We start from the raw sequence: 23371 nt of genomic DNA, 5'->3' as shown, positions 1-23371 counted from the left end.
AGGGGCCCTTCCGGGTCCGCCCTCGTAGGGGCGTACCGACCTCCGCGAACCACGTCGGACAGGTGAGTGGCGCCTTCACCCTCCGACCCGGCCACTCGGACGTCGGTACGCCGGCCACGACTGCGTGGGCGGACGCAGCGACTCTGGCTCCGGAGCCGGTAGGTGTCAAGCGGCCTGTGACCTGCGGGAACGCGAGAATTCGCAGGTCAGGAGTGACGACCACGCGCGGCAGAACTTGTGCAAAATTCACCGGCGCACGGCGTGTCGTGCGGCGGCACGCCGGTCAGGGGACGACGACCGTGCCGGTGGCCGTGGTGGCGACGACCGGCGGGACCAGCACCTCGGCGGCGCCCGGGTTGTCCAGGGTGGCCGCGCCGCGGGCCACGACGTGGACGGCGAAGTCCATGACGCGCGACCGGGTGCCGGCGCGCACCAGCTCGCAGGTCACCTCCAGCACGTCGCCGGCGCGCACGGGCGCGCGGAACTGGACGTCGGTGTAGGAGGCGAACAGGCCCTCGTCGCCGTCGGTGCGGATGCACATGTCGGTGGCCACGTCGCCGAACAGGCCGAGGCTGTAGGCGCCGTCGACGAGGTTGCCGGCGTAGTGGGCGTGGGAGTACGGGACGTAGCGACGGTGCACCACGCGGGTGCCCACCCGGTCGTCGTGGGACTCGGTCATCAGGAGGCCTTCCGCTGGGTGGTGAGCTGGTGGACGAGGTAGGAGGCCACCTCGCCGGGCGTCGTGCCGCGGCTGAACACCCGGTCCACGCCGAGCTCGCCGGCCATCGCCTCGTCGAAGCGGGGGCCGCCCACGATCAGCAGCGGGCGCCGGTCGGAGGGGTAGGACTCGCGGAACGCCGCCGACATCTCGCGGGTGTTGAGCAAGTGGGCGTCGCGCTGGGTGACGACCTGGGAGACCAGGACGGCGTCGGCCTTCTCGGCCCGGGCCCGCTCGACCAGCTGCGGCACGGAGACCTGCGCGCCGAGGTTGACCACCTTGAGCTCGCGGTAGTACTCCAGGCCCTTCTCGCCGGCGAAGCCCTTGATGTTGAGGATCGCGTCGATGCCGACGGTGTGGGCGTCCGTGCCGATGCAGGCGCCGACAACGGTGAGCCGGCGGCGCAGCGCGCGCTTGATCGCGGCGTTGGCCTCCTTGGGCGTGAGCAACGGGTAGTCGCGCTCGACGACCACGACCTTGCTGGTGTCGACGAGGTGGTGGACCCGGCCGTAGACGACGAAGAAGGTGAAGCCGGGTCCCATGGGCTTGGCGTGCACCACGAGCGCGGGGTCCATGCCCATCTTGTTGGCCAGCTGCGCCGCCGCGCCCTCGGCGACCTTGGAGTGTGGAATCGGCAGCGTGAAGCTGATCTGCACCATCCCGTCGCCCGTGGTGTCGCCGTAGGGCCGCACGATCTCGCCGGTGGTTGAGGAAGGCGCGCTAGCGCCTGTCTCGAAACCAGCGGTAGGCACGGGCTCGCTCACGCTTCCTCCAGGATCTCGGACGCCGGGTTGTAGTAGACGCTGGACTTCTTGGCGACGCCGTCGAGGCCGCGACCGGCGTCGGCGGGGCGCTTCATCAGCCCGAAGGTGCCGTCGGCGATCGCGTCGAGCAGCCCGTGCTCGTGCTCGAGGATGCGGCCCATCAGCTCCAGCGACTCCCCCAGCACCTGGTTGGCGCGGGTGACGATGAACCCGTCCGGCTCGGGGCGGAAGTCGCGGTGCAGCTCGCCGGCGGCGTTCATGACGTAGCGGACGTTCTGCAGCGCCAGGTCACGGTCGGAGATCCAGGGCGTGACGACGGCCTCGGTCATCATGCCGACCAGCAGGATCCCCTGCCCGGTGAGGGCACCGACCAGGTTGAAGAACCCGTCGAGGAGGTAGCCGCGGAACACGTCGCCGGTCATGTGGCGCGTCGGCGGCATCCACTTCAGCGGCGCGTCGGGGAAGAGCTCGCGCGCCAGCAGGGCGTGGGCGAGCTCCATGCGGAAGGAGTCGGGCACCTCGGGGTCGATCTCGAAGGCGTGGCCCAGCCCCAGCTGCCAGTCCTCGAGCCCGGCCTCCTTGGCGAAGTACTCGTTGAGCAGCTGGCTGGTCGTGACCGTGTGGGCGGCCTCGATCGCGTCGGCGGTGGTGAGGTAGTTGTCCTCGCCGGTGTTGATGATGATGCCGGCGCGGGCGTGGACCTGGCGGCTGAAGCGCTGGTCGACGAAGGTACGGACCGGGTTGATGTCGCGGAAGAGGATCCCGTACATCGAGTCGTTGAGCATCATGTCGAGGCGCTCCATGCCGGCGAGCGCCGCGATCTCGGGCATGCACAGCCCCGAGGCGTAGTTGGTCAGCCGGATGTAGCGTCCCAGCTCCTTGCCGGACTGGTCGAGCGCCGCGCGCATCAGGCGGAAGTTCTCCTGCGTGGCGTAGGTGCCGGCGAAGCCCTCGCGGGTGGCCCCCTCCGGCACGTAGTCGAGCAGGCTCTGGCCCGTGGAGCGGATGACGGCGATGACGTCGGCGCCCTCGCGCGCGGCCTGCTGGGCCTGCGGGATGTCCTCGTAGATGTCGCCGGTCGCCACGATGAGGTAGATCCACGGCGTGCGCGGCGCGTCGCCCTGGCGCTTGATCATCCGGTCGCGCTCGACGCGGCGCTGGTCGATGCGCTTGATGCCGCGGCCCACCTGCTTGCGCGACGCGGTGCGGGCCCGCGTGGCGTCGCGACCCTCGGGGAGTCGGAACGTCACGGAGCCGGCCGAGGCCTTCTGCGCGAGGGTCACGAGGTCGGCGGCCTCGCCCCGGGCCAGGGCGTCCCAGACGGGCAGGGCGACGCCGTGCTCGAGGCCGGTGTCGGCGCGTACGACGTCCATGAGCCGGTTGACCCACGGCGTGCCCTCGGCGTCGGCGCCCTCGAGGCCGGCCAGGCGCAGGGTGGCCCGCTCCACGGCGACGGTCGTGTGCTTCTTGGCGGTCGTGACGATGGGGCGGCCGACCTTGCGGGCCAGCGCCCGGGCCTGCTTGACGGTGGCGGGGTCGAGGTCGAGCTTGCCGCGTGGCCGGCGGCTCATCCGAGCCGGCTCTCGAAGAGCGAGCGGACGCCGTCGTACTCGCGCAGGAGCTGCAGGGCGTAGGCGGCGTGCCCGGGGACGTAGCCGTTGCCGACGAGCATCGTGACGTCGGCGGCCAACCCCTCCGCCCCGAGTGCGGCGGCGGAGAACGAGGTGGCCATGGAGAAGAAGATGACGGTGCCGCGGTCGGCGGTGGCCAGGATCGCGCCGCCCTCGCAGCCGGGCACGTCGACGCACACGACGGTGACGTCGGCCGGTCCTCCCGCCTTCTCGACGGCCTCGCGCAGGGCGACGGGGTTGCGGGCGTCGGCGACGACGACCTCGTCGGCCAGCCCCGAGGCGCGCAGGCGGGAGGCCTCCTCCTCGTGGGGGACGACGCCGACGAGGTGGCGGGCGCCGGCCTGCCGGGCGGCAGCCAGGCTCAGCGAACCGGACTTGCCGCCACCGCCGATGACGGCGACGGTGGCGTCGGCGTATCCGGCCACGACGCGTGCGGTGAGCGCCGGGGCGCCGCAGACGTCCATGACCGAGAGGCTGAGCCCGGCCGGGAGGTCGTCGGGGATGACCGCGGCGATCGAGCGGCCGAACAGGATGGCGTAGCCGTCGCACGGGACCTGCTCGTCGCGGGCGTCCCAGCCGGCCAGCCCGTCCTCGATGACGAGCGGGGTGAGCGTCAGGGAAACCAGGGTGGTGACCCGGTCACCGACGCTCAGGCCGAGCGGCGAGGCCGGCCCGACCTCCTCGACGACGCCGACGAGCATGCCGCCGGAGCCGGTCTCGGGGTTCTGCATCTTGCCGCGGGTCGCGACGATGTCGAGGACCTCGGCGCGCAGCGCCTCACGGTCGACCCGTCCCCCGACGGTGTGCGCACGCTCCAGCTGCCGGAACGAGGCGGCGTCGAGGTTGAGCCGCTCGACGCGGATGCGGACCTCGTCGGGCCACAGCTCGGGGCGGGTGTCGAGGCGAGCGGCCGCCTGCGGGAGCACGACGGTGTCGTCGAGGACCCGGTGCAGGCCGGTCGGATCGGCGTCACGAACCGTCATGTCGGGCTGTCCTCCGTCGTTGCGCGAGATGTTCAGGAAATTGTGCGGTGTGGCGATGTGCAGACCGAATGATCTCCACGTAGTCTACGCAGGACAGTGGCGTGGCCCACAACCGACGCGCCGCCGCCCGACCCACACCCCGGAGCACCCATGAGCATCGACACCTCCCTCCCTCCCTCGTCGGGACTCTCACTGGAGGCCGGCCAGCCCTACCCCTACCAGCGGGTGGAGCTCGTCGAGCCCGACTGGACCCGCTTCCCCGGGTGGAAGGACGTCACCGCCGAGGAGTGGGCCTCCGTGCAGTGGCAGCGTGCCCACTGCGTCAAGAACGTCAGGCAGCTGCGCGAGCTGATGGGCGACCTCGTCGACGAGCGCTTCTACGCCGACCTGGAGCGCGACCAGGCCGAGCGCGCGACGATGTCGATGCTGGTGCCGCCGCAGATGATGAACACGATGCTGCCGCAGGCCGTGCCCGCCGGCCCGGGGTCGTTCACCGAGGAGCTCTACGCCGACCCGGTGCGCCACTACATGATCCCGGTGTTCTCCGACCGCCGCACCGACTGGTCCTCGCATCCCCACGCCACGCGCGACTCCCTGCACGAGCACGACATGTGGGTGGCCGAGGGCCTGACCCACCGCTACCCGACCAAGGTGCTGGCCGAGCTGCTGCCGACGTGCCCCCAGTACTGCGGCCACTGCACCCGCATGGACCTGGTCGGCAACTCCACGCCGGTGATCGAGAAGCTCAAGTTCACCGCCAAGCCCGTCGACCGGCTCGACTCGATGATGGACTACCTGCGGCGTACGCCCCAGGTGCGCGACGTGGTGGTCTCCGGCGGCGACGTCGCCAACATGCCGTGGCCCCGGCTCGAGGACTTCCTGACCCGGCTGCTCGAGATCGACAACATCCGCGACATCCGCCTGGCCACGAAGGCGCTGGTGGGCCTCCCCCAGCACTGGCTGCAGCCCGAGGTGCGCGCCGGCGTCGAGCGGGTCGCCGGCGTGGCGCGCGAGCGCGGGGTCTCGATCGCGATCCACACCCACGCCAACCACGCCAACTCGATCACGCCGCTGGTCGCCGAGGCGACGCGCGCGATGCTCGACGCCGGCATCCGCGACGTCCGCAACCAGGGGGTCCTGCTCAACGGCGTCAACGCCGACCCGCACGCCCTGCTCGACCTGTGCTTCCGCCTGCTCGACGGCGCGCAGATCATGCCCTACTACTTCTACATGTGCGACATGATCCCGTACTCGGAGCACTGGCGGGTCTCGGTCGCGGACGCCCAGCGGCTCCAGCACCACATCATGGGCTACCTCCCCGGCTTCGCCACGCCGCGGATCGTGTGCGACGTGCCGTTCGTCGGCAAGCGCTGGGTGCACCAGCTGGCGTCGTACGACGAGGTCCGCGGCATCTCGCACTGGACGAAGAACTACCGCACGTCCATCGAGGCCACCCAGTCCGACGCGCTGTCGAAGACTTACGAGTACTACGACCCCATCCACACCCTGCCCGCCGAGGGCCAGGCGTGGTGGGCCGAGCACGGCGACCTCGACACCTCCGCCCTCAAGGCGGCCGAGGTCGCCGAGGCCTCCCGCCGCATGGCCGCCCTGCAGGCCTACTGAGGGTCGGTCCGTCGGCTCGTCACCCCTGCGGTTTGGTCACCAACCGCACGTCCGAGGCCCCAGAACCTGCGGTTTGTGACCAAACCGCAAGGGGTGCGAGACGACGAGCCCCGCGGCTCAGCCGGTGACGGGGCGGTTCTCGTACGGCGTGGACAGCACGATCGTGGTGCGGGTGGAGACGTTGGCCGCGGCGCGGACCCGCGCCAGCAGGTCCTCCAGGTCCGCGGGGGTCGGCACCCGGATCTTGAGGATGTAGGACTCCTCCCCCGCCACCGACCAGCACGACTCGATCTCGGGGATGTGGCGCAGGCGCTCGGGGCAGTCGTCTGGCTGGGAGGGGTCGATCGGCCGGATCGAGATGAACGCCGTCAGCGGCAGCCCGATCTCGTCGTGGTTGATCGTCGCGCCGTAGCCGAGGATCAGGCGGCGCTGCTCGAGCCGCTTGACCCGCTGGTGGACCGCCGAGGTGGACAGGCCGGTCGCCTTCCCGAGGTCGGTGAAGGACATCCGCCCGTCGCGGGCCAGGAGTTCGAGGATCTTCCGGTCGGTTGCCTCGAGGTCGGTGGCTGCCACGCGGCACAGACTAGTGCTTGCGGCGTGGCAGGATGCCCGGCGTGACCAGCCCGCAGAACGGCCGCCTCATGCTCCTCGACACCGCGTCCATGTACTTCCGCGCCTTCTACGGGGTCCCGGAGATCACCGGCCCCGACGGGACCCCGGTCAACGCCGTGCGCGGACTGATGGACTTCATCTCGCGCCTGGTCGACCAGTACCGCCCCACCGACCTGGTCTGCTGCTGGGACAACGACTGGCGCCCGCAGTGGCGCGTCGACCTGCTGCCGTCGTACAAGGGCCACCGCGTGGTCGAGGAGGTCGCCACCGCGCCGGACGTCGAGGAGGTCCCCGACCCGCTGCAGGTCCAGGTCCCGATCATCCTGGAGGTGCTGGCGGCGTTCGGCATCCGTGTGATCGGGGCGGACGGCTACGAGGCCGACGACGTCATCGGCACCCTCGCCACCGGCGCCGGCCAGCCGGTCGACATCGTGACCGGTGACCGCGACCTGTTCCAGCTGGTCGACGACGACACCGACGTGCGGGTGCTCTACATCGCCCGCGGCGTCGGCAACCACGAGAAGGTCACCAACGAGTGGGTGCGCGCCAAGTACGGCATCGACGCGCGGCAGTACGCCGACTTCGCCACCATGCGCGGCGACGCCTCCGACGGCCTCCCGGGCGTGCCCGGCGTCGGCGAGAAGACAGCCGCGACCCTGCTCGGCCGTTTCGGTGACATGGACGGCATCATCGCGGCCGCGCACGACCCCGAGACCGACCTCGGGCCGGGGCCCCGCGGCAAGATCAAGGCGGCGGCCGACTACCTGGCGGTGGCCCCGACCGTCGTCGCGGTCGCGCGCGACATCGACCTCAAGCGTGGCGGCTGGGCGCTGCCGCGCACTCCCGCCGACCCGGCGGCCGTGGCCGAGCTGGCCCAGCGCTACGGCCTGGAGAGCCCGACGCAGCGCCTCCTGGCGGTCCTGTCCGGCTGACCCGCGGCCTCCGGGTGCGACGTACGGTGGGGACATGTCCCGCATCGCCATCGTCGGGGGCCACGGAGCCGTGGCCCGTCATCTGCTGACCATCCTGCGCCGTGCCGAGCACACGCCGGTGGCGCTGGTACGCCGGGAGGAGTACCGCGAGGAACTCGAGAGCCGCGGCGCCGAGGTGCGGCTGCTCGACCTCGAGCAGCAGGGCGCCGGCGACTTCGCCGCTGCCTTCGAGGGCTGCGACGCGGTGGTGTTCGCCGCCGGCGGAGGCCCCGACGGCAACATCGAGCGCAAGCGCACCGTCGACCTCGAGGGATCCCTGAAGTCGATCCAGGGCGCCAAGCAGGCCGGGATCTCCCGGTTCGTGCAGGTCTCCGCGATCGGCGTCGACGAGCCGCTGCCCGCGGACACCGCCGAGGTCTGGGCCGCCTACGTCACCGCCAAGCGCGACGCCGACGCCGCCCTGCGCGACAGCGACCTGGCGTGGACGATCATCCGCCCCGGTCGTCTGACCGACGACCCGGCCACCGGCCTGGTCACGCTCGGTGAGGGCCTCACGCACGGCGACGTGACCCGGGCGGACGTTGCCGCGGTCGTCGCCGCCGTGCTCGACCACGACGCCGCCGCCGGTCACCAGTGGGACCTGGTCAACGGCGACACGCTCGTCCACGACGCCCTCGCCGCGGCCGCCGGCTGACGCGGGACCCCTGCGGTTTGGTCACAGACCGCAGGTCCTCGGGCTCGAAACGTGCGGTTGGTGACCAAACCGCAGGGGCGGCGACGCTCGGTCGGCCAAGAAGGTTGACGAGCGCCGCCGGACTCGGCTGGGTCGCCACCTGGCCGGCGACACCCGAACACCCTGCGGTTTGGTCACAGACCGCAGATTCCCGGCCCCGAAACGTGCGGTTGGTGACCAAACCGCAGGGCCGACGGCCCTCGTGGCACCGTCAGTCGGCGAGGCCGGAGTAGGCGACGACGCCGCGGCGCAGGGTGCGGACGACGGTGCGGGCGGTGTGGCGCAGGGGTGAGTCGCCGGCGGCGTCGGCGACCTGGCCGGCGAGGTCGAGCAGCTGCTTCATCCAGCGCACGAAGTCACCCGCGGCGAGCTCGGAGCCGCCGAGCACCTCGTCCAGGTCGTCGCCCTCGGCCCAGCGGTAGGCGATCCAGGCGAAGCCGAGGTCGGGCTGGCGCAGGAAGTCCAGGTGGTGGGAGCGCTCGAGCTCGTCGAGCTCGGCCCACAGGCGCACCATCTCCGCGACGACCTCCTTGACCGCGCCGCCGGGCAGGCGCGGGGACCGCGCGTCGTCCGGGCGTCGAGCCTCGAAGACCAGGGTGGAGAGCACCGCTGCCAGCTCGGAGGGCGTGAGGTCGTCCCACAGGCCACGGCGCAGCGACTCGGCGGCGACCAGGTCCATGTCGGAGTAGAGCCGCATCAGGTGACGCCCGCGCGGCGTGACCTCGTCGTCGGCGAGGTAGTCGAGGGCCGAGAGCACCTCGCACACCCGGTCGAACTGGCGCGCGACGGTGTTGGTGCGCTGCTCGACGCGCCGCCTCAGGGTCGCGGCGTCGCGGTGCAGCTTGAACCACCGCTCCGCCCACCGCGCGTGGTCCTCGCGCTCGGGACACGCGTGGCACGGGTGGGCCTTGAGCTCGGCGCGCAGCGCGTCGATCTCGTCGGCCACGGCCGGCGGCAGGCCGCCGTCGACGCGACGACCGGTGGTCGACGGCGGCGGCGTCAGGTCGTGGGTGCGCGAGCGCAGCGCGGCCGCCAGGTCGCGGCGCATCTGCGGGTTGCGGGCGCTGAAGCTCTTGGGCACCTTCAGGCGCGTCAGCGCCTCGACCGGCACCGGGAAGTCGATCATCGCCAACCGCCGGGCCTGCCGGTCGGCCGTCACGACGTACGGTCGGGGCCCCTCGGGCGAGTAGCCCGGGTCGACGACCACGGCGAACCCGGCGAACTTGCCCGCTGGCACCTGGATGACGTCGCCCACCTTGAGCCGCCCCAGCGAGGCCAGCGCCTCCTCGCGGCGGTCCGAGCGACGCGCCCGGCTGGCGTTCTTCTCGGCGTCGCTGATGGCCCGGCGCAGCCCGGCGTACTCCATGAAGTCCCCGAGGTGGCACGTGGCCGCCTCGACGTAGCCGTCCAGCGCGTCCTCGGCCTTGCGCAGCTGCCGCGCCAGGCCCACCACTGCCTTGTCCGCCTGGAACTGCGCGAACGACTGCTCCAGCAGCTCGCGGCTGCGCTCGCGCCCGAACTGGTGCACCAGGTTGACGGCCATGTTGTACGACGGGCGGAACGACGACCGCAGCGGGTAGGTCCGGGTGGAGGCCAGCCCGGCCACCTCGCGGGGGTTCATCCCCGGCTGCCACAGCACGACGCCGTGGCCCTCGACGTCCAGGCCACGGCGGCCGGCGCGGCCGGTGAGCTGGGTGTACTCCCCCGGCGTGATGTCGGCGTGCGTCTCGCCGTTCCACTTCGACAGCTTCTCGATGACGACCGTGCGCGCCGGCATGTTGATGCCGAGCGCGAGCGTCTCGGTCGCGAAGACCACCTTGCACAGCCCGCGCACGTAGAGCTCCTCCACGCACTGCTTGAACGCCGGCAGCATGCCGGCGTGGTGCGCCGCGACGCCGCGGCTCAGCCCGTCGAGGAAGTCGTGGTAGCCCAGCACGTGCAGGTCGTCCTCAGGCAGGTCGCGACAGCTGGCCTCGACGAACGCCACGATCTCGTCGCGCTCCTCCGGCGTCGTGAGCCGCACTCCGGCGCTGAGGCACTGGGTCACCGCCGCGTCGCAGCCCACCCGGCTGAAGATGAACACGATCGCCGGCAGCAGCCCCTCGCGGTCGAGGCGCTCGATGACGTCCGCGCGGCTGGGGATCCACACCCGCCGACCGTTGCCGACCTGCCGGGGCCCGCCCGAGCGACCCCTGCTCCCCTTCGGCGTACGGCGGTCCTTCATGCGCGCCGAGGCCCAGTCGTCGCGGGCGATCCGGTTGAGCTCGTCGTTGACGGGGGCGCCCTCCTTGACGAAGCCGGCCGCGGCGTCGACGTCGGAGGAGGCGAACAGGTCGAGCAGCCGCCGGCCGACCATCACGTGCTGGTAGAGCGGCACCGGGCGGCGCTCCTCCACGATCGTGGTCGTCTCGCCGCGCACGGTGGCCAGCCACTCCCCGAACTCCTCGGCGTTGGAGACCGTGGCGGACAGGGAGACCAGGGCCACCGACTCCGGCAGGTGGATGATCACCTCCTCCCAGACGGCGCCGCGCGCGCGGTCGGCGAGGTAGTGCACCTCGTCCATCACCACGAACCCCAGGCCCAGCAGGGTGCGCGAGCCGGCGTACAGCATGTTGCGCAGCACCTCGGTGGTCATCACGACGATCGGCGCCTCGCCGTTGATCGTGTTGTCGCCGGTGAGCAGGCCCACCTGGTCGGCGCCGTAGCGGTCGACCAGGTCGTGGAACTTCTGGTTGGACAGGGCCTTGATCGGCGTCGTGTAGAAGGCCTTGCGCCCGGTCGCGAGCGCCAGGTGTATCGCGAACTCCCCGACGATCGTCTTGCCCGAGCCCGTCGGGGCGGCGACGAGCACGCCGCGGCCGTCCTCGATCTCGCGGCAGGCCCGGACCTGGAAGTCGTCGAGCGGGAAGTCGTAGTGGGCGGCGAAGTCGCGCAGCACCGGGTGCTTGCGGTCGCGGCGCATGGCGGCGTAGCGCTCGGCGGGACCCAGCTCGGCGTGAGCGGCGTCGGCGGGCGTCAGGTCGGCGCCCCGGCCCGGACGGGCGGACGACTGGTCGGAGGTGGTCATGACAGCAGGATCAGGGCTCCCGGAACGCTCTCGATGGTGAGGGGCAGCGGTCCGAACCGCTCCCCGTCGGCGTACCCCACGATGCCAGGCGCCGCAACCGTGACCCGCCGGACCCGGTGCCGCTCGTACTGCGGATGGCTGGTGTGGGTGCCGCGGAACAGCCGCGGGTAGGTGCGCACCAGCTCCAGGCGGCCGATCGGCTTGATCACGACGACGTCGAGGAGCCCGTCGTCGAGCAGCGCCCCCTCCGCGATGCGCAGCCCGCCACCGAACGACGGTCCGTTGCCGACGGCGACCAGGACCGCGGGGACGCGGAGAGCCGTGCCGTCCAGGTCGAGGATGTAGTCGATCGGCTTCAGGGTGCGCAGCTCGGCGAGGGTGGCGAGGTTGTAGCGCATCTGGCCCTTCGGCCAGGCCATCCGGTTGGCCCGCTCGTTGACGACCGCGTCGAAGCCGGCGGCCATGACGGTGGTGAAGTAGCGCCCCTGGCTCACGGCGAGGTCCAGCGTGCGGGGCCGCCAGGCGAGCAACCGGTCGACGGCGGCCACCGGGTCGGTGCGCGGCAGGTCGACGTAGCGGGCCACGTCGTTGCCGGTGCCGGCCGGGACCACGCCGAGCGGTACGCCGGTCGTGGCCACCGCCTGCACCCCGAGGTGGACCATGCCGTCGCCGCCCACGACCACCAGGGCGTCGACGCCGTCGGCGACGGCGGCCCGGGCGATGTCCAGCGCCTCGTCGGCGTCCCGTCCCTGGAGCGCCTGGACGTGGTGCCCTTGGCTGCGCAGGCGCTCGAGGGCGGCACCGGCCCTGCTGGCGCCTTTGCCGCCGCCCGCGGTGGGGTTCGCCAGGAGCGCGATCGTCCGGGTGGCGGCCACCCTCGGAGCCTAGTGCTACCGGCTGCCGATCCGGAGGTGCACGGCGTAGCGCTCCGGCGCGGCGCCCACCGCCATCGCCAGGCGGGCCAGCGCCTCGAGGACCCGGTCGGCGTCGAAGCCGGTGCCGGGCACGAGCAGGGTGAGGCGCCCGCCGTACGACGCCAGGTGGAGCTGGCCGTGGCGCCAGGCCTGGTGGGCGCGGGAGCGCAGGGCGGTGTCGGTGACCGGCTGCGGGTAGGCCTCGTCGACGGCGAGCAGGTCGCAGGGCAGCTCCTCCCCGGCGCCGGTCAGGCGCCCGGCGACCAGGTGGCCGGCGCGCAGCCCCTCGTCGGTGGACCAGGTGACCTCGGCCTCCCCGAGCCAGCCGGGCAGGTCGAAGGGGTCCACCTCGGCGGCCTCGCCCGCGGTCACAGCGCCGAGGCCTCGTCGGGCGACAGCCCGGCGTGGGGGTCGCGGCGGGCGCGGCGGCGGTCGTTGTAGCGGGCGATCTGCTCGGCGAGCAGGAAGAGCAGCACCATCGGGACGGCCATGAACGTCATCGTGAACGGGTCGGCCGACGGCGTCGCGATCGCGGCGAAGACGAACACCCCCACGATGATCCAGGGCCGGTGGGCGCCCAGGCTCTTGCCGGAGACCACGCCGGCGAGGTTGAGCAGCACGACGAACAGCGGGATCTCGAAGGCGATGCCGAAGACCAGCAGGGTGCGGCTGAAGAACGTGAGGTAGTCGTTGAAGTCGACGAGGTTCGTCAGCCCCGGTGGGTTGAAGCCGATCAGGATCTCCAGGCCCTTGGGCAGGGTGACGTAGCCGAGCAGGATCCCCACCGCGAAGAGCGGCCCTGCGATGGCGACGAAGATCCGCGACCAGCGCTTCTCCTTGGCGTGCAGGCCGGGGAGGATGAACGCCCAGATCTGGTAGAGCCAGAACGGGCTGGTGCACACGACCGAGGCGAGGCCGCAGAGCTTGAGGTAGAGCATCAGGCCGCCGCCGGGGCCGCCCGTCGTGCCGACGGTGCTCCCCTCCGGCAGCTTCCGCTGGGCGCGGAGGTAGGGGTCGTAGACCAGGTCGTAGAGCTGGTCGAAGAAGATCAGGGCGACGCCCAGCCCGATCAGGACCACCAGGGTGCCCTTCAGGATCCGGGCGCGCAGCTCTCGCAGGTGGTCGGACAGCGCCATCCGGCCGTCCTCGCCGACCGGGTGGACCGGGGTGCCGACGAACAGCTGGACCAGGCCGGAGATGGACACCCGGCGATGCTCTCAGGCCGCCCGAGGCTCAGGCGTTGCGGGGGCCGTTGTGGGGCGTCTGGTGCTCCGTGGTGCCGGGCATGGGGTCGACGGCCTGCGGCTCCACGGGGGTCATCGCCGGGGGCGTGACGGGCGGGGTGACGGGCCTGGTGGCCTCCGGGAGCTCGGCGGCCGGCGTCGCAGGCGGCGTGGGCTCGGTCGGGTCGTCGTCGTCGCGCAGGCCCTTGGTCTCGGCCTTGAAGATGCGCAGCGACTGGCCGGTGCTGCGGGCCAGGGCGGGCAGCTTGGCCGCACCGAACACCAGGATGACGATGGCCAGGATGACGAGCCACTCGGCTCCAGCCGGCATACCGATCAGTGGGTAGAGCATCGGGACCTCATTCGTCGGGGTGCGTTGGATCCCAGCCTACGCCGGGGGCCGTGAGTAGAGCCTGAGGGCGTCCTGTGCGGCGGCGATGAACGCCTCGCCGTAGCCGGCAGGGGCCACGACGTCGGCGTGCGGGGCCAGGCGCAGCAGCAGCCGCGTCAGCCAGCGCTCGTCGGCGACCTGCAGGTCCACCTCGAGCGTGCCGTCGTCCTGGGGACGGATCGCGTCCATCGGGTAGTACTCGGTGGCCCAGTGGGCCTCGGGCCGCAGCCGCAGCGTGACCGGCGTGGTCTGCGAGGACGACGTGAACAGCCCGTCGCCCAGGTCGCGGGGCTCGGTGTCGGGCCGGGAGACCGGCGTGGTGAGGGTCTCCGCGGCTGCGATGCGGTCCAGGCGGAAGAGCCGGGGCGCCTCGGCGCTGTGGCACCACGCGTCGAGGTAGGTCAGCCCGCCGTGGGTGATCACGCCGTGCGGGTCGACGACGCGCACCGACTCCTCGTCGCGCGCAGGCACGTAGTAGGTGAGACGGACCTGGCGGCCTCGGTCGACCGCGTCGCGCAGGCGTACGGCGAGCAGCGCCTGGTCGGCGTCGGCGGCGTTGACGCCGGGGTCGATCTGGGGGGCGCCGGAGCCCTGGGCAGCGGCCGCCTCGAGCTTGGCCAGGGCCCGGTCGACGACCTCGCGGGTGTCGTCCTTGGCGCCGCTGCGCAGGGCGCGGAGGGCCACGATGATCGCGCTCGCCTCGGTGGGAGTGAGCCGCAGGGGGCGGGCGAGGTAGTCGGCGTTGGACACCCGGATGACGCCGGCCTCCAGGGCGTCCAGGTCGACGTCGATGAGGTCGTCGGGGTAGCCGCCGGGCAGCCCGCACATCAGCAGCACCTTGAGGTCGGTGACCAGCTGCTCCTCCGGCACCCCGAGCGCGGCGGCGGCGGTGTCGATGCGGACCTGGCCGTGGGTGTGCAGGAACGGCACCAGCGTCAGCAGCCGCGCCACCTGGTCCTTGGCCCCCGCCGGTGTGTGGCTCATGCGGCACCCCCGACGGCGCTCAGTCGCTCGACGAGCTCGTCGCGCAGCTCGGCCGGCTCCTCGACGTAGACGTCGGCGCCGTAGCCCAGCAGCTCGTCGGCCAGGCCGATGGCGCTGCGGGTGACGACCAGCCGGTCCCACAGGGTGCGGTCGTCCGGGCCGACGACGGCGGTGGTGATCTCGGAGGCCTCGCGGCGCAGGGGCACGCCGGTGCCGGCGCGGGCCAGGACGACCGCGCGCTCGAGGCGCGGGGCGGGCGCGAGACGACGGGCGACCTCGCCGACGTCGGTGCCGGGCGGGACCTCGTAGGCGCCCGCGGGACCGACCTTGCGGGCCTTGCCCTGGACCCTGGAGAGCCGGAACAGGCGCTCGGCGTCGCGGTCGAGGTCGTGCCCGACGACGTACCAGCGGCCGGCGTAGCGAGCCACGCCCCACGGGTGCAGGCGACGGCGGGTCACCTCGCTCTGGCCGGACCGGACGTAGTCGAACTCCACCGCGCTGCGCTCCTGCACCGCCTCGAAGAAGACGTCGAACGACGGCTCGTCGGCGCTGAGCCGGGGCTGGACGATGTCGAGGGCCGAGACGTCGACGGGGACACCGAGCGCGGTCAGCTTGCGGACGACGTCGGTCGTCGCCTCGGCCAGGCGGGCGTGCTGCCAGACCTTGGTGGCGAGGCCGATGATGGCCGCCTCGTCGGGCTCGAGCGCGATGTCGGGCAGTGCGAACTCGTCGGGGCGGATCCGGTAGCCCGGCTCGTCGGCGAAGAACGCGTCCATCTGCCCGACCTCGATCGGGACGCCGAGGCTGCGCAGCTCCTCCTTGTCGCGCTCGAACATCTTCTCGAAGGCGTCGCGCGAGGACCCCGGGTAGAGCAGGGTGCGGATGCGGTCCTTGGCGACGAAGTGGCGCTGGACGAGGAGCATGATCAGCAGGTTGAGCAGCCGCTCGCTCTTGCGCTCGTTCACGGCGGCGGTCCCCTCCACGATCGTTGCTCCTCGCTCCTTGCTACCGGGGGCTGGCTGGACGTACTGCGAGGCTACTTGGCCGAGATGATGTCGACGACGAAGTACAGGGTGCTGTTGGCCGGGATGCCGGCCTGCTCCTGCGCGGCGTAGCCGAGGACCGGCGGGATGGTCAGCAGCACGCGGCTGCCGACCTTGACGCCGGCGAGGCCCTGGGTCCAGCCGGCGACGACGCCGGTCAGCTCGAAGGTGGCCGGCTCCTTGGAGTAGGACTCGTCGAAGGGCTTTTTCTTGCCGTAGACCGAGCCGAGGTAGTTGACCGTCAGGCTCATGTCCTCGGTGACGGTGGCGCCCTTGCCCTGCTTGACGATCGTGCGCAGCAGCGGGCCCTCGGCGGACGGGGCCTTGATGCCGTCGAAGTTCATCCGCACCGGCTCGCCCTTGCGCTCGATGACCTTCGGCTGGCGCCGGGCCGGCACGTCGACGAGCTTGGGCGGCTCGGGAGCCTCCATGAGGTCGAAGATCAGCAGCACGGTGTCGCGGTTGCCGATCTGCAGACCGGGGTTGCCGCTCTCGCCGAAGGCGTCCTCGGCCGAGGCGGTCACCGCGATGCGCGAGCCGATCGTCTGGCCCACGAGGGAGTCCTTGAAGATCGGGGAGACCTCGTCGGTGATCGGGACGGTCTCGGGCGCACCGCCCTCGTCGTAGGTGCTGAACGTCTTCTTCTCGGTGAAGCCGTTGCCGACCCAGAAGTTGACCAGGACCTGGTCGCCGTCGGCGACCTTCTCCCCGTCGCCCTCGCTGAGGACCTTCACGTCGACGTCCTCGGCCGTCATCTGGTCCTTCCAGGTGACCTCCGGCTCCTTGCCGTAGTCCCCGGAGATCTCCACCGCGGCCAGCCCGTCGAGACCCTCCGGCTCGTCGGCGGTGTCGTCACCGCACGCCGCGAGGGCGGACAGCAGGACGACGGAGACAGCCAGGGTGGCGGCAGGACGACGGCGTGAGAGCACGAATTTTCACCTTCGGAAGCGGAGCGTTACGGCGCGGTCACCCTACAAGCCGTCACTGAGAGATCCCCAAGGCGCGGGTGGTGTCGCCCTTGCGGTTTGGTCACAGACCGCAGGCCGGAGGCCACCAGACCTGCGGTTGGTGACCAAACCGCAGGGTCACATGCCGTCGATGAGGCGCTGCACGCGCTCGTCGTAGGCCCGGAAGGGGTCCTTGCACAGCACGGTGCGCTGGGCCTGGTCGTTGAGCTTGAGGTGCACCCAGTCGACGGTGAAGTCGCGCCGCCGCTCCTGGGCTTTGCGGATGAACTCGCCGCGCAGTCGCGCCCGGGTGGTCTGCGGCGGCACCGACTTGGCCTCGAAGATCTTCAGGTCCGTCGAGACCCGGGCCACCGCGCCCCGCTTCTCCAGCAGGTAGTAGAGCCCGCGCCCGCGGTGGATGTCGTGGTAGGCCAGGTCGAGCTGGGCGATGCGGGGGTGGCCGAGCGGCAGTCCGTGCTTGGCGCGGTAGCGGTCGATGAGCTTCCACTTGATGACCCAGTCGATCTCGCGGTCGACGAGGCCGAGGTCGTCGGACTCCACGGCCTTCAGGCCGCGCTCCCACAGGTCCAGGGCACGCTCGATCAGCGGAGTGCTGATCTGGCGACGGTCGACGAAGTCACGGGCCTTGGAGAGGTACTCCCCCTGGATCTCCAGGGCGCTGGCCTCCCGACCGTTGGCCAGGCGCACCTTGCGGCGCCCGGTCACGTCGTGGGAGATCTCGCGGATCGCGCGGATCGGGTTCTCCATCGTGAGGTCGCGCATCACCACGCCCTCCTCGATCATGCGCAGCACCAGGTCGCAGCTGGCCACCTTGAGCATCGTGGTGGTTTCGCTCATGTTGGAGTCACCGACGATGACGTGCAGGCGCCGGTACTTCTCCGCGTCCGCGTGCGGCTCGTCGCGGGTGTTGATGATCGGCCGGCTGCGCGTCGTGGCGCTGCTGACGCCCTCCCAGATGTGCTCGGCGCGCTGGGAGACCGAGAACGACGCCCCGCGCGGGGTCTGGGTGATCTTGCCGGCCCCCACCACGATCTGACGGGTCACCAGGAACGGGATCAGGATGTCCGCGAGCCGGCTGAACTCCCCCGCCCGACCGACCAGGTAGTTCTCGTGGCAGCCGTAGGAGTTGCCGGCGGAGTCGGTGTTGTTCTTGAACAGGTAGATCTCGCCCTGGATCCCCTCGTCGTGCAGCCGCTGCTCGGCGTCGAGCAGCAGGCCCTCGAGGACCCGCTCCCCCGCCTTGTCGTGGGTCACGAGCTCGGCGATGTCGTCGCACTCGGGGGTGGCGTACTCGGGGTGGCTGCCGACGTCGAGGTAGAGCCGGGCTCCGTTGCGCAGGAAGACGTTGCTGGAGCGCCCCCAGCTGACGACCTTGCGGAACAGGTAGCGGGCGACCTCGTCCGGGCTCAGGCGGCGCTGACCCTTGAACGTGCACGTGACGCCGTACTCGTTCTCGATGCCGAAGATCCGCCGGTCCACGAGACAAACCCTACGGGGCGCCTGTCCACACGTCCGCTCATTCACCGTGCGGCGCGGTTGCGGTTTGGTCCCAAACCGCAACGAGCGGCGCCTCAGGCGACGGCGAACCAGTCGATGACCCCCGTGGCGCGCTGCCACCGCAGCAGCAGTCGGCGCCGGCAGGAGTCGGAGTACATCGAGTTGCTCACCAGCACCCGCCAGCGCGTCAACCGGGCACTGCGGTGCGCCCTGCCCAGTGCCCGGTCGATCTCGTGCATGGTCGTGGCGGGGTGGTTCAGCAGGTCGTCGAGGGTGAAGCCGCGCCGCACGTACGTCGCCCCCAGGCCGCGCTCGCGCCGCAGGTCGGTGCGCTGCTGCACCTTGTCGCGGTGGTGCTCACCGTCGTACTCGTGGGCCGACCGGGTGCCGGTCACGAGCAGGTCGACGCGCCCGAGCGGGCGGCCGTCGTCGTCGATCACCTCCACCTGAGGCTCCACCGCCACGCCGATGGCTCGGTGGAAGAGCCGCAGGACCGACTCCCCAGCCGACTCCGTGGCGCCGTCGGCGAGCAGCCAGGCGGTGCGCAGCTGCCGTACGCCGGGTCGACGACTCTGGAGCAGCGCCTCCATCCGGTCGACGTCGATGTCGCCCAGGTGCAGGGCCGAGTCGATCATGATCACGAGGTCCATGACCCCGAGGTCCCGGGCGGCGCGCAGCAGGATCTCCTCGGGGCACTCGACCGGGAGGCCGTGGCGCAGTTCGTAGGAGGGCTCCCCCACCAGGCGGGAGCACAGCAGGCCCGGCCGCCGCGGCCTCCGCTGCTCGCGACGTACGGCGGCGAACACCGGCACCCCCTCGGGGACCTTGGGCAGCGTCCAGCCCCGCAGCCACGCCCCGGTCAGGTGCGTGAACACCGCCCCTGGCGGCAGGACCAACAGCCAGGCGGCCAGGTCGAGCAGCAGCTCGGCTACCTCGTCGCCGCCGGTCTCAGGCCGGTACAGCCCGAAGCTGACGCGCCTCGACCCGGCCAGCCTGACCTCCCCCAGCTCGGCGCCGCACGCCCGCACGGCCTCGTCGACGGCGCGAGCCATCGCCTGGCGGGCCCTCTCGTCCTCGGACATGCCTCATAGCCTGGACGACCTGGCGTGCACTGAAACACGGCGTCGATCCGCCTGTGGACGGCCGCCTCAGCGCGCCGCCGCCTCACGTCCCCGCGCCGCGCGGTTTGGTCACCAACCGCAACCCAGGGCCCCTCCGACCTGCGGTCTGTGACCAAACCGCAGATGGAGGGACGCCGCGAGGGCTCAGAGAGGCGAGCCACCGGAGCCGGGGGCAGGAGGCGCGACGGGAGGCTCCCCGTCGTCACCGCCCCGCGACGTCGGCTCGCCGGTGACGGGGTCCTCCAGCGGGGGCACGTGGCCGCTCGTCTGGTCGGTGGGGTCGCGGGGGTCATCAGGGTTGCCGACGTGCGTGGCCGGGCCGGGCTGGGTGTCCTCCGGCATGGCCTCCTCGGGGCTGGACGGCCCGCGCTCGCCCAGCAGCCCGGTGAGCCGCGCAGGGCTGAGCCGCACGAACTTGCGGGGCTGGGTGCGCGTGCGGTCCAGGATCGCGACCTCGAGGTGGTCGACGTCGATGACCCGGTCGTCGTCCGCCGAGTGCCCGAGGGCCGCCACGGCCAGACGCACGACGTCCTCCAACGTCGAGTCCGCGACGTAGCGCTCCTTGATGTAGCCCGCCACCACGTCCGAGGCGCCGCCCATGACGGCGAAGCCCTGCTCGTCGGCGACCTGCCCGTCGTACGTCAGGCGGAAGATCTGGTCCTGCGCGGCGCTGTCGCCGATCTCTGCGACGAAGAGCTCCACCTCGTAGGGCTTCTCGCCGCCGCTGGAGAAGATCGTGCCGAGGGTCTGGGCGTAGGCGTTGGCCAGTCCCCGTCCGGTCACGTCGCGTCGGTCGTAGGCGTAGCCCCGCATGTCGGCGAGACGTACGCCGGCGATGCGGAGGTTCTCGAACTCGTTGTAGCGACCCACGGCCGCGAACGCGATGCGGTCGTAGATCTCCGAGACCTTGTGCAGGGCCTGGGAGGGGTTCTCGGAGGCGAACAGGATGCCGTCGCCGTACTGGACCGTCACCACCGACCGCCCGCGGGCGATGCCCTTGCGTGCGAAGTCGGCCCGGTCCTTCATCAGCTGCTCGGGCGAGACGTAGAACGGCATGCTCATCGCTGGCCTCCCGTCGTACCGCCGGTGAGCGGTGCCCCCGGCCCGTCGGGCCTGATCATGCGACCCGCGATGACGCGGTCGGCGATCTCGGCGACCTCCTCGTCGCTCAGTCGCCGTCCGCCCTCGACGGTGATGACGCGCACCACCGGGAAGATGCGGCGGGCCATGTCGGGGCCACCGGTCGCCGAGTCGTCGTCGGCGGCGTCGTAGAGCGCCTGGATCACGGCGGTGACGCACTGGGTCTCGTCGAGGTCCTCGCGGTAGAGCTTCTTGAGCGAGCCCTTGGCGAACAGCGACCCCGAGCCCACCGAGTAGAACGCGGTCTCCTCGTAGCGACCACCGGTGATGTCGTAGCTGAAGATCCGACCCTGACTCTGGCGCAGGTCGAAGCCGGCGAACAGCGGGACGACCGAGAGCCCCTGCATCGCCATCCCGAGGTTGGCGCGGATGAGGGCCGCCAGCCGGTTGGCCTTGCCGTCCATCGACAGCGTCGTGCCCTCGATCTTCTCGTAGTGCTCGAGCTCGGTCTGGAAGAGCCGGACCATCTCGACGGCGAGGCCGGCGGTGCCGGCGATGCCGACGACGGAGTACTCGTCGGCCGGGAACACCTTCTCGATGTCGCGCTGCGCGATGATGTTGCCCATCGTGGCCCGGCGGTCCCCGGCCATGACGACGCCGCCCGGGAACGTCGCCGCGACGATCGTCGTGCCGTGCGGCGCCAGGTCGCCGGCCTGGCCCTGCGGGAGCGCCCGGCGGCTGGGCAGCAGCTCAGGAGACTCACCGGCGAGGAAGTCGCTGAAGGAGGAGATGCCCGGCTGGAGGTACGACGCGGGCAGGCGCGGGTCGCTCACTGGCCGCCCTTCTGGATGAACGACTTCACGAAGTCCTCGGCGTTGGACTCCAGCACCTCGTCGATCTCGTCGAGGATCGCGTCGACGTCACCGTCGAGGGCTTCCCTGCGCTCGGCGACATCGCTCTCCGGGGCGACCTCGGTCGACTCCTCGGTCTCCGACGACTTGCGCGGTTGCTTCTGCTCCTGGGCCATGCCTCGACCCTATCCAGTCGGGGGAAGGACGTCGCGGTTTGGTCACAAACCGCAACGTCGGAGGTCTTCGGTCTGCGGTTGGTGACCAAACCACGAGCCCTGAGGAGTCAGCGGGTCAGCGCGGTGAACAGCTGCTCGGCGGTGTCGCAGCGGTCGAGCAGGTCGCCGACGTGGGCGCGGCTGCCGCGCAACGGGTCGATCGTGGGCACGCGCTGCAGCGACTCGCGGCCGGGCAGGTCGAAGATCACCGAGTCCCACGACGCGGCGGCGACGTGCTCGGCGTACTTCTCCAGGCACCGGCCGCGGAAGTACGCCCGGGTGTCCTCCGGCGGGTCGTGCATCGCCTGCACCACCGAGTCGTCGTCGAGCAGTCGCTCCATGCGTCCGGCCGCCACGAGCCGGTTGTAGAGACCCTTGTCGGGCCGGATGTCGGAGTACTGCAGGTCGATGAGCTGCAGCTTGGCGTCGTCCCAGTCCAGCGCGTCGCGCGAGCGGTACTGCTCCAGCAGCTTCAGCTTGGCGACCCAGTCCAACTCGGTGGCGCACAGCATCGGGTCGCGCTCGAGGCGATCCAGGACCGACTCCCAGCGCGCGAGGATGTCCACGGTCTGGGGGTCTGCGTCGGAGCCCTGGCGGTCCTCGACGTACTTCTTGGCCAGGTCGAGGTACTCCAGCTGCAGCTGTACGGCGGTCAGCGTGCGGCCGTCGGTCAGCGTGAACGTCTGCTTCAGCGTGGGGTCGTGGGAGACCGCGCGCAGCGCGGAGACCGCCCCGTCGACGGTGAGGTCCGCGCCGATGAACCGGTCCTCGATCATGGCCAGCACCAGCGACGTCGTCCCCACCTTGAGGTAGGTGGAGACCTCCGCGAGGTTGGCGTCGCCGATGATGACGTGCAGCCGGCGGTACTTCTCGGGGTCCGCGTGCGGCTCGTCGCGGGTGTTGATGATGGGCCGCTTCAGGGTGGTCTCGAGACCGACCTCGACCTCGAAGAAGTCGGCACGCTGGCTGATCTGGAAGCCGTGCTCCCGCCCGTCCTGGCCGATGCCGACCCGGCCGGCGCCGCACACGACCTGCCTGCTGACGAAGAACGGCGTGAGGTGCCGAACGATGTCGGCGAACGGGGTCGAGCGCCGCATCAGGTAGTTCTCGTGAGCACCGTAGGAGGCGCCCTTGTTGTCGGTGTTGTTCTTGTACATCGCGATCGGGGCGCCGCCGGGCATCGCCGCGGCGCGCCGCTGCGCGTCCAGCATGACCTGCTCGCCGGCCTTGTCCCACCTGACGATGTCGAGGGGGTTGGTGACCTCGGGGGTGGAGTACTCGGGGTGCGCGTGGTCGACGTAGAGGCGTGCGCCGTTGGTCAGGATGACGTTGGCCAGGCCCAGGTCCTCGTCGGTCAGCTGGCTGGGGTCGGCCACCTGCCGCGCCATGTCGAAGCCGCGGGCGTCGCGCAGCGGGGACTCCTCCTCGAAGTCCCAGCGCGCGCGCCGCGCCCGAACGGTGGCGGACGCGTAGGCGTTGACCACCTGCGAGGACGCCACCATCGGGTTGGCCAACGGCTGGCCCTGCACCGAGATGCCGTACTCGACCTCGGCCCCCATGACCCGCCGTACGCTCATGGGTCGAGCGTACGTGGCCGGGGCGAGCGTCCGCTCAGCGCTTCCGCAGGACCATCTGGGCGAGGTAGATGATGACGAGCACGACGACGATGATGACGAGGATCTTGATCATGGGGGTCTCCGACCGTGACGGTCACCTCTGACGGGTGACGCGGGGGTACATGGTTAGCACGCCGCGGGCCTGGCACCGTCCTTGCCGCGCGAGGAGTGAGCCATCGAGATGAGCTCGTGGAACGGCGCGTCGTCCCGCATCTGGTCGAAAGATCGCTGCGCAGCCCGGAGCGGGCGTCAGCCCCCCGGCGTGGCAGGCGTGGCCGCGGCGCCTGGAGCCTGCGCAGCGCCGCGGTGCTGGCGGAGCGCGCCGATCTGGACCACACCCCGTGCGGTTTGGTCACAAACTGCACGTCGCAGGCGCTCCACCGTGCGGTCTGTGACCAAACCGCA

Annotated in this window: 22 protein-coding genes; 3 read left to right on the top strand and 19 right to left on the bottom strand. The window is 71.5% G+C overall.

Going from position 1 to position 23371, the window contains the following annotated elements; all coding sequences use genetic code 11:
• Nucleotides 1–283: 283 nt before the first annotated feature.
• The 4 genes from E4622_RS06700 to E4622_RS06685 are packed head-to-tail and all read right to left on the bottom strand — an operon-like array spanning nt 284 to nt 4096.
• Nucleotides 284–679 (bottom strand): hotdog domain-containing protein, encoded by a 396-nt coding sequence (locus tag E4622_RS06700; protein WP_134739240.1) that lies wholly within the window; start codon nt 677–679, stop codon nt 284–286.
• Nucleotides 679–1482: an OAM dimerization domain-containing protein gene (locus E4622_RS06695; RefSeq protein WP_245155910.1), complete on the bottom strand. Its 804-nt coding sequence runs from the start codon at nt 1480–1482 to the stop codon at nt 679–681. Before E4622_RS06695 ends, E4622_RS06700 begins: the two co-directional genes overlap by 1 nt.
• On the bottom strand, nt 1479–3053 hold the full coding sequence (locus E4622_RS06690; protein WP_134739239.1) for a lysine 5,6-aminomutase subunit alpha: 1575 nt from the start codon (nt 3051–3053) through the stop codon (nt 1479–1481). Before E4622_RS06690 ends, E4622_RS06695 begins: the two co-directional genes overlap by 4 nt.
• The gene (locus E4622_RS06685) at nt 3050–4096 is read right to left on the bottom strand and encodes an L-erythro-3,5-diaminohexanoate dehydrogenase (protein ID WP_134739238.1); all 1047 of its coding nucleotides are present in this window, start codon (nt 4094–4096) and stop codon (nt 3050–3052) included. The genes E4622_RS06690 and E4622_RS06685 overlap by 4 nt, the downstream gene beginning before the upstream one ends.
• A gap of 150 nt (nt 4097–4246) precedes the next feature.
• Here E4622_RS06685 and E4622_RS06680 point away from each other — a divergent pair, with 150 nt between their 5' ends.
• Nucleotides 4247–5719 carry a lysine 2,3-aminomutase gene (locus E4622_RS06680; protein WP_134739237.1) on the top strand — a complete coding sequence of 491 codons (1473 nt, stop codon included), beginning with the start codon at nt 4247–4249 and terminating at the stop codon, nt 5717–5719.
• 117 nt (nt 5720–5836) lie between these two features.
• On the opposite strand, the gene E4622_RS06675 is transcribed toward E4622_RS06680, so the two are convergent.
• Nucleotides 5837–6292: an Lrp/AsnC family transcriptional regulator gene (locus tag E4622_RS06675; RefSeq protein WP_134739236.1), complete on the bottom strand. Its 456-nt coding sequence runs from the start codon at nt 6290–6292 to the stop codon at nt 5837–5839.
• 41 nt (nt 6293–6333) lie between these two features.
• Here E4622_RS06675 and E4622_RS06670 point away from each other — a divergent pair, with 41 nt between their 5' ends.
• Nucleotides 6334–7263, top strand: a complete 930-nt coding sequence (locus tag E4622_RS06670) for a 5'-3' exonuclease (protein ID WP_348536975.1) — start codon at nt 6334–6336, stop codon at nt 7261–7263.
• Nucleotides 7264–7297: 34 nt separating this feature from the next.
• The gene (locus tag E4622_RS06665) at nt 7298–7957 is read left to right on the top strand and encodes an SDR family oxidoreductase (RefSeq protein WP_134739235.1); all 660 of its coding nucleotides are present in this window, start codon (nt 7298–7300) and stop codon (nt 7955–7957) included.
• 250 nt (nt 7958–8207) lie between these two features.
• Here E4622_RS06665 and E4622_RS06660 read toward each other — a convergent pair whose 3' ends face one another.
• The 14 genes from E4622_RS06660 to dop all read right to left on the bottom strand — a co-directional run bounded on the left by E4622_RS06660 (nt 8208) and on the right by dop (nt 22927).
• Nucleotides 8208–10958, bottom strand: a complete 2751-nt coding sequence (locus E4622_RS06660; RefSeq protein WP_245155933.1) for a DEAD/DEAH box helicase — start codon at nt 10956–10958, stop codon at nt 8208–8210.
• A 101-nt stretch (nt 10959–11059) separates the two neighbouring features.
• Complete coding sequence (locus E4622_RS06655; RefSeq protein WP_134739233.1) at nt 11060–11938, bottom strand: YegS/Rv2252/BmrU family lipid kinase; 879 nt, start codon at nt 11936–11938, stop codon at nt 11060–11062.
• Nucleotides 11939–11953: 15 nt separating this feature from the next.
• On the bottom strand, nt 11954–12349 hold the full coding sequence (locus E4622_RS06650) for a hypothetical protein (protein WP_134739232.1): 396 nt from the start codon (nt 12347–12349) through the stop codon (nt 11954–11956).
• Nucleotides 12346–13182, bottom strand: a complete 837-nt coding sequence (gene tatC / locus E4622_RS06645; RefSeq protein ID WP_134739231.1) for a twin-arginine translocase subunit TatC — start codon at nt 13180–13182, stop codon at nt 12346–12348. The genes E4622_RS06650 and tatC overlap by 4 nt, the downstream gene beginning before the upstream one ends.
• Before the next feature lie 28 nt (nt 13183–13210).
• Nucleotides 13211–13552 carry a twin-arginine translocase TatA/TatE family subunit gene (tatA, locus tag E4622_RS06640; protein WP_134739230.1) on the bottom strand — a complete coding sequence of 114 codons (342 nt, stop codon included), beginning with the start codon at nt 13550–13552 and terminating at the stop codon, nt 13211–13213.
• Between the two features lie 36 nt (nt 13553–13588).
• Nucleotides 13589–14575: a WYL domain-containing protein gene (locus E4622_RS06635; RefSeq protein ID WP_134739229.1), complete on the bottom strand. Its 987-nt coding sequence runs from the start codon at nt 14573–14575 to the stop codon at nt 13589–13591.
• Complete coding sequence (locus E4622_RS06630) at nt 14572–15540, bottom strand: WYL domain-containing protein (protein ID WP_134739228.1); 969 nt, start codon at nt 15538–15540, stop codon at nt 14572–14574. The genes E4622_RS06635 and E4622_RS06630 overlap by 4 nt, the downstream gene beginning before the upstream one ends.
• A gap of 71 nt (nt 15541–15611) precedes the next feature.
• Nucleotides 15612–16547, bottom strand: coding sequence for an FKBP-type peptidyl-prolyl cis-trans isomerase (locus E4622_RS06625; RefSeq protein WP_134739227.1), 936 nt, complete (start codon nt 16545–16547; stop codon nt 15612–15614).
• Between the two features lie 156 nt (nt 16548–16703).
• Nucleotides 16704–18065 (bottom strand): Pup--protein ligase, encoded by a 1362-nt coding sequence (gene pafA / locus E4622_RS06620; RefSeq protein ID WP_134739226.1) that lies wholly within the window; start codon nt 18063–18065, stop codon nt 16704–16706.
• Between the two features lie 92 nt (nt 18066–18157).
• On the bottom strand, nt 18158–19165 hold the full coding sequence (locus E4622_RS06615; RefSeq protein ID WP_134739225.1) for a hypothetical protein: 1008 nt from the start codon (nt 19163–19165) through the stop codon (nt 18158–18160).
• A gap of 183 nt (nt 19166–19348) precedes the next feature.
• Nucleotides 19349–20266 carry a proteasome subunit alpha gene (gene prcA, locus E4622_RS06610; protein ID WP_134739224.1) on the bottom strand — a complete coding sequence of 306 codons (918 nt, stop codon included), beginning with the start codon at nt 20264–20266 and terminating at the stop codon, nt 19349–19351.
• Nucleotides 20263–21117, bottom strand: coding sequence for a proteasome subunit beta (gene prcB, locus E4622_RS06605; RefSeq protein ID WP_134739223.1), 855 nt, complete (start codon nt 21115–21117; stop codon nt 20263–20265). Before prcB ends, prcA begins: the two co-directional genes overlap by 4 nt.
• Nucleotides 21114–21311, bottom strand: a complete 198-nt coding sequence (locus tag E4622_RS06600) for a ubiquitin-like protein Pup (protein WP_134739222.1) — start codon at nt 21309–21311, stop codon at nt 21114–21116. The genes prcB and E4622_RS06600 overlap by 4 nt, the downstream gene beginning before the upstream one ends.
• Nucleotides 21312–21418: 107 nt before the next feature.
• Nucleotides 21419–22927 carry a depupylase/deamidase Dop gene (gene dop / locus E4622_RS06595; protein ID WP_134739221.1) on the bottom strand — a complete coding sequence of 503 codons (1509 nt, stop codon included), beginning with the start codon at nt 22925–22927 and terminating at the stop codon, nt 21419–21421.
• Nucleotides 22928–23371 lie beyond the last annotated feature (444 nt).

It is taken from the genome of Nocardioides sp. 503 (genome assembly GCF_004522095.1).
GTDB lineage: Bacteria > Actinomycetota > Actinomycetes > Propionibacteriales > Nocardioidaceae > Nocardioides.
Note: the sequence above shows the minus strand (reverse complement) of the source record. Positions and strands in the feature narration are given on the sequence as shown.

Bases quoted from the DNA above. Each gene is read 5' to 3' on its own strand.
- E4622_RS06700 (WP_134739240.1), bottom strand. From the start codon at position 679: ATGACCGAGTCCCACGACGACCGGGTGGGCACCCGCGTGGTGCACCGT.
- E4622_RS06690 (WP_134739239.1), bottom strand. From the start codon at position 3,053: ATGAGCCGCCGGCCACGCGGCAAGCTCGACCTCGACCCCGCCACCGTC.
- E4622_RS06685 (WP_134739238.1), bottom strand. From the start codon at position 4,096: ATGACGGTTCGTGACGCCGATCCGACCGGCCTGCACCGGGTCCTCGAC.
- E4622_RS06680 (WP_134739237.1), top strand. From the start codon at position 4,247: ATGAGCATCGACACCTCCCTCCCTCCCTCGTCGGGACTCTCACTGGAG.
- E4622_RS06665 (WP_134739235.1), top strand. From the start codon at position 7,298: ATGTCCCGCATCGCCATCGTCGGGGGCCACGGAGCCGTGGCCCGTCAT.
- E4622_RS06660 (WP_245155933.1), bottom strand. From the start codon at position 10,958: ATGCGCCGCGACCGCAAGCACCCGGTGCTGCGCGACTTCGCCGCCCAC.
- tatA (WP_134739230.1), bottom strand. From the start codon at position 13,552: ATGCTCTACCCACTGATCGGTATGCCGGCTGGAGCCGAGTGGCTCGTC.
- E4622_RS06635 (WP_134739229.1), bottom strand. From the start codon at position 14,575: ATGAGCCACACACCGGCGGGGGCCAAGGACCAGGTGGCGCGGCTGCTG.
- E4622_RS06615 (WP_134739225.1), bottom strand. From the start codon at position 19,165: ATGTCCGAGGACGAGAGGGCCCGCCAGGCGATGGCTCGCGCCGTCGAC.
- prcA (WP_134739224.1), bottom strand. From the start codon at position 20,266: ATGAGCATGCCGTTCTACGTCTCGCCCGAGCAGCTGATGAAGGACCGG.
- E4622_RS06600 (WP_134739222.1), bottom strand. From the start codon at position 21,311: ATGGCCCAGGAGCAGAAGCAACCGCGCAAGTCGTCGGAGACCGAGGAG.
- dop (WP_134739221.1), bottom strand. From the start codon at position 22,927: ATGAGCGTACGGCGGGTCATGGGGGCCGAGGTCGAGTACGGCATCTCG.